The organism is Exiguobacterium sp. SH3S1 (assembly GCF_004337105.1).
GTDB lineage: Bacteria > Bacillota > Bacilli > Exiguobacteriales > Exiguobacteriaceae > Exiguobacterium > Exiguobacterium aurantiacum_A.
Map to the genome: position 1 here is coordinate 230,447 of NZ_SJUW01000002.1, position 14,705 is coordinate 245,151.

The window sequence follows — 14,705 nt, forward strand, 5'->3', positions numbered from 1 at the left end:
TTGCGCGCGTTTCTTGCGTCCTTTCGTCGGATTGCTTTGCATGAGTCTGGACGCCAAGGACGCATTTCCCTCTCCATGAAAAGATTCTGAATATCGATGGCATCGAACAAGTATACTAATGATAAACAAGTTTGGATGGAAGTCACTCGAAATCCTAAGGAGAATCAATTCATGGATAATGATATGCCGTTTTTTAAAGGACGTATTACTTCTCTCCTTGTAGCCTTTCTCTGTCTCAGTGTAGTCGCAGGCTGTTCAACCGATTATAGCGAGGTCGATGTTCAAGGGAAAATTGTAGACGTAAATACTGAAGAGACGATGATTTTAGTCGAAGATCAAGACCGCGGTCAAATTTGGGTCGATGTATCCGGTTTGAATGACGAGATTGAACGACTGCACAGTCCGCTCGAGGTCAACGTTTGGTTAGACGAATCCATCACCGAAGACACCTCCACTGTAGGAAAGGCCGAACGAATCGATGTCATCAAATAATATCGAACACATCAAAAAAGCACGAACGCCCACAACGGACGTTCGTGCTTCTCTCATTTCTTGACCATTCCTTTTAACACGAACGCGACGTTGGCCGGACGTTCGGCGAGGCGGCGCATGAAGTAACCGTACCAGTCACGGCCGTACGGCACGTAGACCCGGACTTTATAGCCTTGGCGGACGAGCTCGAGTTGACGCTCGACCCGGATGCCGTACAGCATTTGGAACTCGAACTGGTCGAGTGGGATGTTGTTCAGTTTCACATGCTCGATGATGGCATCGATCATATGGTCGTCATGGGTCGCGATAGAGGCGTAATTCCCGTTCGCAAGATGGAGTTTGACGAGCTTCAAGTAGTTGTGGTCGACGTCTTCTTTCTCCGGGAAAGCGACCGTCGCCGGCTCTTTGTAAGCCCCTTTGACGATACGGAGGTTCGGCTTGATCAGCGCGAGATGATTGATGTCATCTTCCGAACGATACAAGTACGATTGGATGACCGTCCCGAGTCCGTCAAAGTCCGCTTTCAACTTCTTGAACAAGTCGAGTGTCTTCTCGCAGCGCGACTCGTCTTCCATATCGATGGCGACGAAGACGCCGACCGACTTAGCCGTCGTCAAGATCTGGCGCATATTGTCCTCGATCAACTTGTCCGAAATATCGAATCCGAGTGACGTGAGCTTGAGCGACATATAGGCGTCGAGTTTCTCTTCGGCCATGATCTCGATGGCACGGATGATCTCGTCACGGTTTTGGTTCGCTTCTTCGACCGTGTTAATGAATTCCCCTAGATGGTCGACCGTGACCGATAGCCCTTTCGCGTTCAGTTCGCGAATCGTCGGCACCGACGTCTTGAAATCTTCTCCCGCCACAAATCGTGACGCCCCGAACCGAAGCCCGTACTTTTTAGCCAAACTGTTGAGTGCTTTGTTTTGAGACATGTAAATAAAGCCATCACGTAACACTTTTTCCATCAGATTTTCCCCCTTGCGTTTACACTCATCTATCTCTATGACGATGTCTGAAATTATTATGACATACAAACGTCAATTCGTCTTTAGTTTTGTAACCGTTTCCAACACTTCATTGGCCAAGTTTATAAAAAAGCAGACGCCCTCACGGACGTCTGGTTCACAGGCCTGTATTCGGTGCGACGTAGAGCAAAATACTGAGGAAGACGAACACGCTCCCGGCGAGCACGAACAAGTGCCAAATCGCATGATTGAACGGCAGTTTCTGCCAGACGTAAAACACGATCCCGACCGAATAAGCGAGCCCACCAGCAAGCAGCAACATGAACCCTTGATGCCCGAGCGACTCGTAGAGCGGACGGATCACGATGATACAAATCCACCCGAGCCCAAGGTACGTCACGTTCGATACCCACATGTACTTCCCGGTCGAATACATTTTCCAGACGATGCCTAAGATGGCGACGCCCCAAACGATGCCGAATAACACCCATCCGAGCGTTCCCTGAAGCGACACGAGTGCGAACGGCGTGTAGCTCCCGGCAATCAATAAGTAAATCCCAGCGTGGTCGAACACTTGGAGCACCCGCTTCGCCCGTGGATGCGGGATCGCATGCATGAGCGTCGAGAACAAGTACAACAAGATCATCGATACCCCGAACACGCTCACCGCGATGACGTTGCCTGTGCTACCGGTCTCAGTCGCGGTCGTGACGAGCAGGACGAGAGCGACGATGCTGAAGATGACCCCTAGTCCGTGCGTGACGGCGCTCGCGATTTCTTCGCCGAGCGTATCGGCATGGAGCATGTCTTTTAGTTTCTCTTGATCCATTCGGGTCCCACCTTTCTTTCCTTGCCTCTATTATGGATATTCCCCAATTTTGTTGCAAATAAAAACACGGGTCTGTAAAAACCCGTGTCCTTGATTATGCGACTTCCTTCACCGGAACGTCACATTCCATATTTTGTGCCCGCATCGCCCGTGCGCGTATGTGGAACAAGACGAGTAGCGTCACCGTACCGATCGTCGCGATGACGTAGGGAATGACCCCATCCATCTTGAAACCGATCGGTGCTGTGAGGATGTAGAACCAAACCGCATACAGCATGAACGTCCCCGGGATGAGTGCGATCCAGTGGTTGCGTCCTTTAATGTACAAGTACATCGCACCAACGAACAAGGCGATGACCGCTGTCGTCTGGTTGGCCCAGTTGAAGTACTGCCAAAGCATTTGGAAGTCCATGTTTGTGAGCACGTACGAGATCGCGAACAACGGGAGTGCGATCCAAAGGCGTGACGAGAAGTTCTTCTGTGCGACTTTCAAGTAGTCGGCGATGATCATCCGGGCACTCCGGAACGCCGTATCGCCTGACGTGATCGGCAAGACGATGACGCCGAGGATGGCGAGCGTGCCGCCGATGCTGCCGAGCATGAGTGTCGCCACTTCTTGGACGACGAGCGCCGGTGTCCCCGCTTGAATCATGCCGAGCAACTCACCCGGCTCGAAGATGGCCATAGCCGCTCCGGCCCAGATCATGGCGATGACGGCCTCGACGATCATCATGCCGTAGAAGATGCTGCGGCCATTACTTTCTTTCATCGTCGTCCGCGAGATGATCGGCGACTGCGTCGCGTGGAAGCCTGAGAGCGCGCCGCACGAGATCGTGAAGAACAAGAGTGGCCAGATTGGCAAGCCGTCCGGGTGCATGTTCGTCAATGTCATCTCTGGGATTTGATAGCCTTGGACGAACAAGCTGACCCCGATACCGATGGCGCTGATCATGAGGAGCGCCCCGAAGAACGGATAGATGCGGCCGATGATCTTGTCGACCGGGAGAAGCGTCGCCAAGATGTAATAAGCGAAAATCGCAAAGACGACGAACACGAGCGTCGACGCGTTGCCGTCGAACAAGTTGTTGATCATGTTACTCGGTGACGTGACGAACACCGTCCCGACAAGGAGCAGCAGTAACAGGGCGAACCCGTTGACGATATGGCGGAGCGAGCGGCCGAGGAACTTCTCGGCGAGCTGCGGCAAGTGTGCCCCGTTGTTACGGAGCGAGATCATCCCCGTCAAGTAGTCGTGCACGGCACCTGCGAAGATCGATCCGAAGACGATCCACAGGAAGGCGACCGGACCGTAGAGCGCCCCCATGATCGGCCCGAAAATCGGACCGACGCCGGCGATGTTCAACAGTTGGATCATCGAGTTCCGTTTTTTCCCCATCGGCACGTAGTCGATGCCATCCTGCGACGCATAGGCGGGCGTCGTCCGCTCTTCCTTGATACCGAACGTCTTTTCGACGTAACGGCCGTAGACGATGTACCCGACAATTAAAATAGCTAAGGCGATAAAGAATGTAATCATGTGTGCTGTCCCCTTTTAAACTGTGTAGCCGATCCCCATCGGCCCCGAAAAATGAATCCTGATGTTTTACGCATATAATGTAAACGCTTTCGTGATTGATTATACAGCAATTCCCAACGTTTCGTAAGGGGTTTCGTTCACTTTTTTGACACAAAAATAGACCCGGCTTTTTATCGAGAGCCGGGTCGTCTATCGTACTGCTTATTGTTTGATCCGGACCGTGAACGGACCGTCCGCGGTGACGTCTTCGAAGACGACCGAGACCGGATAGGCGTGTTTGCCTTGGACCGGCTCGCTCAAACGAATCGTCGTGTTCGCGATCGCCTCGTCCCCGCTCACGAGTTCGAGCGGTAACTGTTCAACGTTCAGTTCATGCTCGTAGCCGTTACGGAGAAGCAACGTCGCCGTGACGTTCGTCTCACTTGTTTCGACCGAGACGAGCATCAAATTGAACTCATTCTCGCCGACGGGCGGTGTCGACACGTTCGTCCGACGGAGCTGTTGCCACGCCGTGTTCGAAAATTGTTCGACTTCCTCATCTAGAAGCATCTGTAACGGATCGATCGGATTCATTTGGAAGACGAGTCGCATCGACGTCAGTTCTTCCGCTTCAAACTCGCCGAACAGTTCATCTGCAAAAAAGTCCAAATAGACCGGTTTGCTCGTCCACGGCTCGAAGCTCGGAAGGTCGACGCGGCTGAATACTTTCCGCCCGAGCGGAACGTTGTCTTTGTTCAAGAGGAGAACCGGCAATTCATTGACTTCGAACGAGCTCGGGAGCGTGTTCCGGAACAAGGCGACGAGCGACAATCCGCCCATCAAGTTTTCAGCGTGCAACAGCTCGATCGACAGTTGGTTGTCGAGGAGCGCCGGCAGCCGCTTCGCATGATAGCGGAACATGTACTCGTCTTCTTTCGGAATTCCCATGTCGCTGTCGATCACGAGCGTCAGTTGACGCCCTGTCTCGGTCTTCCCTGTATCGATCTGTTTACGTTTACGAAACCCTAACATATTACTCCTCCTCCAATTGCGTGACGAAATAGCGGTCGAGCTGACATACTTCCGTCGTCACTTCACGGGCAATATTGACATACGTCTGTTCGAAGATCTCAAATCCTTCTTTACCGAACTGACGACTCGGGTCTTCCTGACCATAACTGCGGAGTCCGATGCCTTCTTTTAATCCGCTCATCGTCGTGAGGTGGTCCGTCCATTTTCCGTCCAACGCCCGTAACAGTGATTCTTTGACGAACGTCACGACTTCCTCGGCTTGAAGACGGGCCTCGGCCGTTTTGACGATGTCGTCGATCCACGGCGCAAGCTCTGCCTTCAATTCCAACGAGTCGGCGATCTCATCTGACCAGACCGGCTCGCGTGTCGTCAAGTAGACGAGGTCTGTCTTCAACTCGTCGAGCGGCCACTCTTCTGGGACGAGCTCGTCCGAGACGTGCATGTCGATACTGTTCGCTAAAGCGAGATGCATCATGCCGAGCACGTTGTTCGTGATCGCCGCAGCGTCGGCGTTGACCGCCTGATCGCGGATCGTGTAGATGATTTTCCGTTGTTCGTTCAAGACGTCGTCGAGCTTGAACAAGTAGTCCCGAATCGAGACGCCGAGTCCTTCGATCGTCGTCTGGGCGTACTCGATGACGTCAGCCGCGTCTTTTGCGGACACTTCGCCACGTTCGTCCGGCTTCAGTTTCTTCTCGATCCGCTCCAGTTTTTGGATCGCGTAACGTTTGACGATCTCATCTTCGAGCGAGACGAAGAACTGCGTCGCGCCGGGATCGCCTTGACGTCCCGAACGACCGCGGAGCTGGTTGTCGACACGTTGCGACTCATGGCGTTCCGTCCCGATGACGAACAAGCCGCCCACTTCTTTCGATTTCGCGTCAAGCATGATATCGGTCCCGCGACCGGCCATGTTCGTCGCGATCGTCACTTTGCCGAAGCGTCCGGCGTCGGCGATGATGTCCGCTTCTTGCGTGACCGTCTTCGCGTTCAACACCTCATGCTGAATCCGCTGTTTCGACAAGTGCTTACTGATGGCCTCGGACTGGGCGATCGACGTCGTGCCGATCAACACCGGGCGTCCCGTCTCATGCAGCTCGACGACTTTGTCGGTCACGGCCGCATACTTTTGGTCGACCGTCATGAAGATACGGTCCGGGTTGTCTTCGCGCAAACGCGGCCGGTTCGTCGGCACTTGGACGACGTCCATGTTGTACGTCTTCAAAAACTCTTGGCGAGACGTCTGGGCCGTCCCGGTCATACCGCCGATGAGCGGATACATCCGGAAATAATGCTGAATCGTGATCTCGGCCGTCGTCTTGTTCTCCTCGGTGATCGTGACGCCTTCTTTCGCCTCGAGCGCCTGATGAAGCCCTTCCGACAGACTGCGTCCTTCCATGATCCGTCCCGTGAACAAGTCGATGAGCTCGATTTTGTCTTCTTTGACGATATAGTCGACGTCGAGTTCGAACAAGACGTTCGCCCGGAGCGCTTGGACGAGGTAGTGATAGAGCACTTGATGCTCGGCGCTGAACAAGTTGTCGACCGCGAACATGTCTTCGATTTTCAAGATTCCGGAGTCAGTGAGCGCCGTCGATTTCGATTCGAGGTCGACTTCGTAGTCCGCCTCGTCGAGCTCGGTGACGACACGTTGCGCCAACTCCTTCAAGCGGATGTGCGAGCGGTCTTTTTGGGCGATGATGAGCGGCGTCTTCGCCTCGTCGATCAAGATGCTGTCGACTTCATCGATGATGGCGAAGTGGAACGGGCGCTGGACGCGCTCTTCCGGTGACCCGACCAAGTGATCACGCAAGTAGTCGAACCCGAACTCGGTCCCGACGCCGTATGTAATGTCGGCCTGGTAAGCAGCGTGCTTGTCGCTCTGTTCCATCTCAGGAACGTTCAACCCGACCGAGAGACCAAGGAAATCGTGGATCTGCCCGATTTGTTTCGCGTCACGCGTCGCGAGATATTCGTTGACGGTGATGACGTGGACGCCTTTGCCTTCGAGTGCTATGACGTAACTCGGGAGCGCGGCGACGAGCGTTTTCCCTTCTCCGGTCGGCATCTCGGAAATGTTCCCTTCGAGGAGGGCGAACCCGCCGATGAGCTGGACGTCATAGTGACGCATGCCTAAGACACGCACCGCCGCCTCACGGACGAGGGCGAACGCTTCTTCGGCGACATCATCGACTTTGGCGCCGTCGGCGATTTTTGCTTTCAATGTTTCGGTATATGTGCGCATCTCGTCGTCCGAGAGCGCCTGCATCGTTGTCTCTAATTGGTTGATCCGGTCGACGCGTCGCTGATAGCCTTTCAAGCGCCGGCTCTGGTCATTCGTCAATTGCTTTACAAACTGAATCACGTTGTAGCCTCCATTTAGTTCACAGTCATTGTCAAATCCATACCCGTCTATTATAGCGAAATTTTGCTCATTTCGGAGACTTTTTTACGAAAACTTCCTAAAAGATGGTTTTTAAATTGTGAAATTCCTATAAAAATTGGGTAAATTTCAAAATATATTTACAAGTTTATTTTCATTTTTCTATTTGAGACGGTTTGAGACCGTGATACGATAAGAAAAACAGAACATTTGTTCGTAAAAAGGAGATGGAATCATGCGCCGGCGGATCTTCTGTGTCGACAGCGTCTCATTTTATGCCAGCTGCGAGTGCGCAGCCCGTAACTTGAACCCGTACAAGGCGAAGCTCGTCGTCTTATCGAACTTACAGGACAGCGGCGCCCTCGTCCTCGCCGCGACCCCGCCGCTGAAACGGCTCGGCATCAAGACCGGCTCCCGGCGCTTTCACATCGACCGCCTGCCTTGGCATGAACGACGGCACGTCCTCTACGCCGAGGCCCGGATGAGCCACTACTTGAACGTATCGGTGCAAATCGTCCACATCCTGCACCAGTTCGCACCGCCTGAGGCGATCCGCGTCTACTCGGTCGATGAGACGCTCGTCGACTTGACGGGGACGGAGCGCTTGTTCGGGAACGATGACCACGTCGCCCGCCTCATCCGCTCGACCGTCTTCCGCTACACCGGCGTCCCGGTCACGATTGGGATCGGACCGAACAACGTCCTCGCCAAACTCGTCCTCGACTTGCATGGCAAAAAGACCGGTGTCGCCAGTTGTGCCCTCCACGACGTCGAACGATTGATCCATCCGGCGCCGATCGAGAAGATGTGGGGCGTCGGGGCGAAGATGGCGGTCCATCTCCATCGGCTCGGCATCGACACAATCGGCGACCTGGCCCGTTATCCGCTCGACGTGTTGCACGATAAGTTCGGTGTCATCGGCGCCGAGCTGTGGCACCACGCCTGGGGCATCGACGAGTCGCCGACGATCCTGCCGGCGAGTTCGCTGTTCGGGGCGAAACGCCAACGGCCCCGGACGATCGGCCACGGCATCACGCTCATGAAAGACTATACGACGGAAAGTTCGATCCGACTCGTCTTGCAGGCGATCGCCGTCGAGGTCGGGATGCGGACGCGGCAGTCGGGACTCGTCGGCGGCAACATCCATCTCGGTGTCCGCTACACTCGGACGAGCGAGCGGCGCGGCTTCAGCAAACAAAAAAAGCTCGCCCGCTTCACAGCGGACGAGCGTGAGTTTTTGCCGGTCCTGTTCCAACTGTTTCTTGAGGCGTGGGACGAGACGGAGGCGGTCCGTTACGTCTCGGTCGCCCTCGGCAAGCTCGAGCCCCGGAGCGACCACATCCAGCTGTCGTTGTTCGAGGACGAATGGGCCCGGGCCCGTCGGTTCGACTTTTTAGACCTCGTCGATCAATTGAACGTCCGCTTCGGCCGCGGCACGATCCGTCCGGCATCGAGTCTACTGAAAGACAGTCCGCTCCGCACGCGGCAACGCCTGATCGGCGGACATAAACAAGGAGGTGAACCGTCATGAGCCAAACCCGCTACAAAGACCGCGGTGAATTGAAGTGGATCCCGTTTCTCATGCCCGAACACGTGGCGCTGCTCAAAAAATATTACGCCCACGTCCAAAAGATCGAGCTGCCCGACATCGACGAGCAACTCCTTTATCTGTGGCAGACCGAACTCGAACGGGCCATCCGGGAAGGCGATCAAGTCGAACTGACGTTGTTCGAGGATGGTCTCGCCCGCTCTATGCGTGGCTACGTTCATGCCATCTATTACGCCGAACGCGAAGTCGAACTGTTCGACACGGACGTGCGCCGCATCCCGTTCGGCCACATCCTGTCGGTCCGTTAAGACGCGTCAATCGCGTCTTGCGTCGTCTCGAACGTCGCAATCCCGTCAAGGACGCCGTAATGGTCGAGCGTCTGCCGCACGGGTTCCGATAAGTGGGCGAAGACGACACGACGATCCGCCGCTTTCAGTTCCCGGACGACCCGGCGGACTTCTTCGACCGCCGTCACATCGATGACCGGACAGCGATGGAAGTTGAAGATGAACACGTTGGGCTCGTTATGGATCTGTTGCAGGACGTGCTCGAACATCTCGATCGCCCCGAAGAAGAGCGGCCCTTCGACGCTGAAGACGACTTGGCCGTCGCGCGTCACGTAACGTTCCGTCTGTTCGCGGACGTCGATCGTATCGGCCATCCGTTTCGCGAACAAGGCGAGCGCACAGATGACCCCGACCTCGACGGCGACGACGAGGTCGACGAAGACGGTCAGGCCGAGCGTGACAAGCAAGACGAGTGACTCGGCGGAGCGATGTTTGAGCATCTCGAAGACGTGGTGCCGCTCCGACATGTTCCAGGCGACGCGCATCAAGATCGGCGCGAGGGCGGCGAGCGGGACGTAGCTCGCGAGCGGTGCCAACACGAGTACGGCGAGGAGCACCGTCAACCCGTGGATGACACCGGAGCGGCGGCTGACGGCCCCTGCTTGGATGTTCGTCGCCGTCCGGGCGATCGCACCTGTCGCCGGGATGCCGCCGAAGAACGGGACGACGACGTTGGCGAGCCCTTGCCCGAACAGTTCCTTGTCCGGGTTCATCTTCGTGCCGGCCATGCCGTCCGCGACCGCACCTGACAACAGCGACTCGAGCGCCCCGAGGAAGGCGATGGCGAACGCCGATGGGAGCAGCGTCGCGATCAAGTCGAGGTCGATCGTGAGCCAGTTGAAGTCAGGCAGTCCGCTCGGGATGCCACCGTAGGCGCTGCCGATCGTCGCGACCTCCCCTGGGATGACGAGGCTGATAAACGTTGGCACGAGCATCGCCATGAGCAAGAGCGGCAACCGGACCGGCAGTTTCGGGACGAGCCAGAGCGTCAGAAAACCGATGGCGGCAATGAAAACAGGCCAAAGACTCGCCTCGGGGAGTGACGTGACGAGTTTTAGGACGTTCTCATGGAAGTGCGGCGCCTTCTCGAACGTGATGCCGAACAGTTCATCGAGCTGGTCGACGAAGATGACGACGGCGATCCCCGCCGTGAAGCCGATCGTTACGGCGCGCGGCATGAAGCGGATGAGCCGGCCGACGCGGAGCACGCTCATGAGGAACAGCAAAATCCCGGCGAGAAACGTCGTCACGAGCAGCCCTTCGTAGCCATGCGCCAGCATGACGCCCGAGACGATCGGGATGAAAGCGCCGGTCGGTCCGGCGATTTGGAACGTCGAGCCGCCGAACAGGCTGACGAGGATGCCGGCGATGATGGCCGTATAGAGCCCGTACACCGGTCCGACGCCCGAGGCGATCGCGAACGCCATCGCGAGCGGCACGGCGACGACCCCGACGGTGATCCCGGCCGAGATGTCTTTTTGCCACGCCTCTCGTGTTGTCATGAAGTTGTCCATTCTTGCATTCCTTCTTTCCATTAGTTCGAAAACAAGTTCAGTGTACGCCTGTCACCACTTCTTGTAAACGTCACAGAAGAAACGTTTACATAATCGACAAACCAAAAAGACGTATCCATCACGCGATGGACACGTCTTCGTTAATTCGTCGGTGCTTCGACGACTTGGTCACCCTCGTCCGCATCTTCCCCAAGCAAGCGAACGTGGCGGCCGAATAGCCACATGACGACGAGGTGGGCTTTCGCCTGCGTCTTCGTATAGAACCACCACGGCATGGCCGGCACGAACTCATGGATGGCGATAAGCCCCTCGTTCGAGTCCGGGAGCCGCCTGAACTCGAGGCGGCCGGTTTTATCGTCCTCGGTCAGCTTCGCGAACAGTCCCCCGTCGATCTCGAACGATGCCATGTCGTCCGTCGCCGCATCTTCAAGCGACAGATGGAGTGCGACGAGTGATGGGCGCAAAAGCGCGATCTCCCAATCATCCTGTTCTTTCGTCGTCTGGATGAGCGGATACGCGATCCGCCCGAGCCATTCGAAATATTCGTCGGCCATCCAGGCAGCCGACTTGTCGTCCGGCAGACCGAAGCGTTGGATCGAGCGGACCGTATACTGTTGTGGCGCTTTTTTCGTCTTGCCGGCCGACTTCTGCTTCTCTTCTTCCTCGAGCGCGTGTTCGACCGCTTCCTTGAACGGGATCTCACCTTGCTTGACGCCGTCCGTGTCTTTGGCGACCATGGCGTGATCCATGCTCTCGACGAGCGGATAGACGGTGTCTTTCGGCTCACCGGTGACAGCCATGACCCAAAGCCGTGACAGCTTGATCGTCGGGAACGGGAAGTCGATCATGACGCGACGCTTACCCATGACGTCAGCCGTATCTTCGATCATCTTTCGATACGTCATCACTTCCGGACCACCGATGTCGATATGATGGTCGTACAGCGACTCGGCCCCGACGACCGAGATGAGTGCTTGGACCGCTTCTCGCAAATCAATTGGATGTGTCTCCGTCTTCGTCCAGTTCGGGAGGATCATGACCGGGAGTCGTTTGACGAGTTTCGCGAGAATCGGAAACGACGAGCCTTCCGGACCGATGATGAGCCCAGCCCGGATCGTCGTCACCGGCACGCCTTGCCCGCCGAGGATGCGTTCGACTTCAAGTCGGCTCTTCAAGTGACGCGACAACGTCTTCGACTCTTTCGGGATGATGCCGCTCAAATAGACGATCTGCTCGATATCGTTCGCGCTCATTGCCCGGGCGAAGTTGTCAGCGATGAGCGCGTCCATGTCTTCGAACGTCGCCTGCGTCAACCCGCCGTCCGGGATCATCGAGTGGACGAGGAACATCGCATAGTCCGCTCCCTCGCACGCCTCGCGCGTCTGTTCATACGAGAACAAGTCGCACGACCGCCATGTGATGTGGTCCTCGTCTTCCTTGTTTTTCGTCGAGCGAGACAAGGCGATAATGTCATATTCTTCTTTTAAATGCTCCATCACGTTCGAGCCGATATAGCCGCTCGCGCCCGCGATGACGATGGTTTTTCGCATAGTGGTCACTCCCCTTCATTTGCACATAGAGGTAATGTACCCGTCTTAGGCTGAGATTAAATCAGTCGCGCGCCCTACAGTATGTACTGGAAAATTTATGTAAACTAGACTCAACTACAGGCAGAGGAGGACTGGCTATGGGCTTTTGGTATTTCTTGATGCTGTTGATCGGTGGATGGCTCGTGATTCGCGGTTTATTTAAAAAGAACACGAACGCGCTCATGCGGTTCGGCACACTCATCATCGGAGGTCTGTTGATCGCGCTCGGCTTGTTCATGTTCCAAGATGGAAGTGCTGCGATTGTTGCGGATCTATTCAACTTGTGGTGAGGATCAAATAAACGTAAACGAGTCGAACCTGTTTAGGAAGGTTCGACTCGTTTTATGTTTTCGGTGCCCAGTTGGCTTCAAACCCATTTTGGACCGCATAGTCATACAGATGAATCAGTTTGGTCTCTTTATACGTGCTCATCTGCTCGGCCACTCGCAACTCCTGATTTCGTTCCACAAGCGCATACAGATAATCAATTTTCGCCATTCGGTTGTTTTTACTCGTGTTGCAACTCGGGCATGCCAAGACAAAGTTCCATAATACATCATTCTGCATGTATGACCACGGGATAAAGTGGTCGACATGAATCTGTCTCAGCGGCTTCATGCAATAAAAACAGACGGGATGACCGTGGCTGAGTAAGATTTGCTTAAACTCATCGAGCGATTTTCGTGCCGAGACGAACTCAATTTTACTCAAAATCTGCTCCATCGCCTCGCGCGTATTGTATTTTTCTAAGAAGACAGCGAGTTGATAGTTCGTGACGTTCATCAATACTCGCTTGTACTTTTCAAAAAAGACGATATAGCTTGGCACGAGTTTGATCCACTCTTCTTTCCGATTAAATGAATAGATGGTCCCATCGAACGCAGTATAGAACGAGCCATACACATACTTCTTATAAAACTGATTCACGTTCCGAGTCAATTGTTGTTGCTGCTCATCCGGCAGGCGGTCAAAGTTCCAAGTGGACGGAATTTCGTGTGTCGCTTGAAACGTGAGCATCGTTTTTTCGACCGAGCTCAATTTCCCAATTTGATTCACTTGTCGCAACCCGTTCGTCACAATCAAATTCCAATACATCTTCGTCACATGCCTCGAAATTTGCTGGAACGTCACCACACCGGAATCGCTTAATTCGGTCGTGCATTCGAGCAACGCCTTCATGAGCATATGCTTGTACGTCGTCGTATGTGTCGCGTTCATGAGAAATTGTTGTGTATAGCGCCATAAGTCGGTTTCTGTTAAATACTCGCTTTTCGCTTCAGCGATTTCTAAATTCCAGCCCATTATGTTCACCACTTTTCAGAACTAACTAATTGTAGATAAACAGATTCAATTCGTTTTAAGGATCGTATTGTAAAATAGATGACAACTTTTCAATCGATAACCATGGTCTCACTCAATGCAACATACGGTGACAGTTCGAACAAACCGTGACAAATAGTTTAGCTGCCACGAAGCTTTCGCGAAGGGTATTTGATGCTTAATTTGACAAAATATCATTTCAAATAGCACTTACCACTCCAGATGACTATAAAATTCAGATGGGAAATGAATTTCTGAAGGATGACACCTATGCTCGATTGCTGCTTCTATAACCAGCCTTTTTTGGCGCTCATAATCTGGGGTTAGCTGACATGTTCGTTTCGCGAAAATATTAAAATTCTTTTTGCGTTTCTCTAAATCCATCTCGTTCCACTTACTGTTTAAGTAATCAATATATTGCGTAAATAAAATACTCTCTACACTATTTTCGGTAATCCATTTTTTAAAGCTTGTGAACTGTCTTGATGTAACCGTTTCTTCCACCAATTTAAAAATTGCAGATTGCAAAATACGCGCCTGTGTAACATGCGGATCCCAAATAGTGGCCTTTGAAGTTTTCTGATAATCTCTAATAAATGTTTCTAATGAAAAGACAACGTAAAGCATTTCTGGCCATAGTGTTTCAAATGCAAGATTCAAATTTTGTTTTGGCCCTACAAGCGATAAAAAGGCTAATTGCTCATCACTAAATCCATGTTCTATATAGGTTGCATTACGGTTCCCCATAAACGTATGTCTAATATCGTAACAAACGCCTAAAATTCGAATTGCCGATTCATTCTCTAATTCATCGCCTACATTTCCAACAATCTTATGTAATGAATCGTATAGAATTCTAAAATCTTCTGGTTCCCCCGAAAGTAAAACACCAGTCATATTAGGTGTGTGTGATGCCTGTAACATCCAATCCCTCCGTTATCTAGGTAAAAAAAGTATTATGAAAAGCTCGATAGAACTAGCTTACCATGCAATGAATTCAAAGAATATTGAAATAATTTATTCAATCAATTAGTTCAAAACCTAAATGGTTATGCATGAATACTCTAAATAAATGAAAAGCTAAACTAAATACTTTTTATCAAGTGTCTATCATTCTAGGTTTAGTTCATTTCGAATCTGATGGGTAAAAAGAGAAACAAGAA

The 14,705-nt window shown here is 53.2% G+C and carries 13 protein-coding genes; 4 read left to right on the forward strand and 9 right to left on the reverse strand.

What is annotated here, in order from left to right; translation table 11 throughout:
• Positions 1–171 precede the first annotated feature (171 nt).
• Positions 172–492, forward strand: coding sequence for a hypothetical protein (locus EVJ26_RS03900; protein ID WP_131468261.1), 321 nt, complete (start codon positions 172–174; stop codon positions 490–492).
• Positions 493–545: 53 nt separating this feature from the next.
• Here the strand turns inward: EVJ26_RS03900 and EVJ26_RS03905 are convergent, their stop codons facing one another.
• The 5 genes from EVJ26_RS03905 to secA2 form a co-directional block, all read right to left on the reverse strand.
• Positions 546–1,463, reverse strand: a complete 918-nt coding sequence (locus tag EVJ26_RS03905; protein WP_131463959.1) for a proline dehydrogenase family protein — start codon at positions 1,461–1,463, stop codon at positions 546–548.
• 157 nt (positions 1,464–1,620) lie between these two features.
• The gene (gene trhA, locus EVJ26_RS03910) at positions 1,621–2,292 is read right to left on the reverse strand and encodes a PAQR family membrane homeostasis protein TrhA (protein ID WP_070328723.1); all 672 of its coding nucleotides are present in this window, start codon (positions 2,290–2,292) and stop codon (positions 1,621–1,623) included.
• 94 nt (positions 2,293–2,386) lie between these two features.
• Entirely contained in the window at positions 2,387–3,829 is a 1,443-nt protein-coding gene (locus EVJ26_RS03915; RefSeq protein WP_131463961.1) for a carbon starvation CstA family protein, read from the reverse strand.
• A 201-nt stretch (positions 3,830–4,030) separates the two neighbouring features.
• Positions 4,031–4,840 (reverse strand): SLAP domain-containing protein, encoded by an 810-nt coding sequence (locus tag EVJ26_RS03920; protein ID WP_131469797.1) that lies wholly within the window; start codon positions 4,838–4,840, stop codon positions 4,031–4,033.
• A gap of 1 nt (position 4,841) precedes the next feature.
• Positions 4,842–7,205 (reverse strand): accessory Sec system translocase SecA2, encoded by a 2,364-nt coding sequence (gene secA2 / locus EVJ26_RS03925; RefSeq protein ID WP_131455876.1) that lies wholly within the window; start codon positions 7,203–7,205, stop codon positions 4,842–4,844.
• Between the two features lie 253 nt (positions 7,206–7,458).
• On the opposite strand from secA2, the gene EVJ26_RS03930 reads away from it, so the two are divergent.
• Together EVJ26_RS03930 and EVJ26_RS03935 are read left to right on the forward strand one after the other, a co-directional pair.
• Positions 7,459–8,754, forward strand: a complete 1,296-nt coding sequence (locus EVJ26_RS03930) for a Y-family DNA polymerase (protein WP_131469799.1) — start codon at positions 7,459–7,461, stop codon at positions 8,752–8,754.
• Positions 8,751–9,080 (forward strand): YolD-like family protein, encoded by a 330-nt coding sequence (locus EVJ26_RS03935; protein ID WP_131469801.1) that lies wholly within the window; start codon positions 8,751–8,753, stop codon positions 9,078–9,080. The genes EVJ26_RS03930 and EVJ26_RS03935 overlap by 4 nt, the downstream gene beginning before the upstream one ends.
• Here EVJ26_RS03935 and EVJ26_RS03940 read toward each other — a convergent pair.
• Together EVJ26_RS03940 and EVJ26_RS03945 are read right to left on the reverse strand one after the other, a co-directional pair.
• The gene (locus tag EVJ26_RS03940) at positions 9,077–10,633 is read right to left on the reverse strand and encodes a SulP family inorganic anion transporter (protein ID WP_131469803.1); all 1,557 of its coding nucleotides are present in this window, start codon (positions 10,631–10,633) and stop codon (positions 9,077–9,079) included. The genes EVJ26_RS03935 and EVJ26_RS03940 overlap by 4 nt on opposite strands.
• A gap of 140 nt (positions 10,634–10,773) precedes the next feature.
• Positions 10,774–12,183 (reverse strand): NAD-dependent epimerase/dehydratase family protein, encoded by a 1,410-nt coding sequence (locus EVJ26_RS03945; RefSeq protein WP_131469805.1) that lies wholly within the window; start codon positions 12,181–12,183, stop codon positions 10,774–10,776.
• Between the two features lie 137 nt (positions 12,184–12,320).
• On the opposite strand from EVJ26_RS03945, the gene EVJ26_RS03950 reads away from it, so the two are divergent.
• Complete coding sequence (locus EVJ26_RS03950; RefSeq protein ID WP_131455868.1) at positions 12,321–12,512, forward strand: hypothetical protein; 192 nt, start codon at positions 12,321–12,323, stop codon at positions 12,510–12,512.
• A gap of 52 nt (positions 12,513–12,564) precedes the next feature.
• Here the strand turns inward: EVJ26_RS03950 and EVJ26_RS03955 are convergent, their stop codons facing one another.
• Together EVJ26_RS03955 and EVJ26_RS03960 are read right to left on the reverse strand one after the other, a co-directional pair.
• The gene (locus EVJ26_RS03955; protein ID WP_131455866.1) at positions 12,565–13,524 is read right to left on the reverse strand and encodes an HNH endonuclease signature motif containing protein; all 960 of its coding nucleotides are present in this window, start codon (positions 13,522–13,524) and stop codon (positions 12,565–12,567) included.
• Between the two features lie 228 nt (positions 13,525–13,752).
• Positions 13,753–14,466: a DUF6904 family protein gene (locus EVJ26_RS03960; protein ID WP_131455864.1), complete on the reverse strand. Its 714-nt coding sequence runs from the start codon at positions 14,464–14,466 to the stop codon at positions 13,753–13,755.
• Between the last annotated feature and the right edge of the window lie 239 nt (positions 14,467–14,705).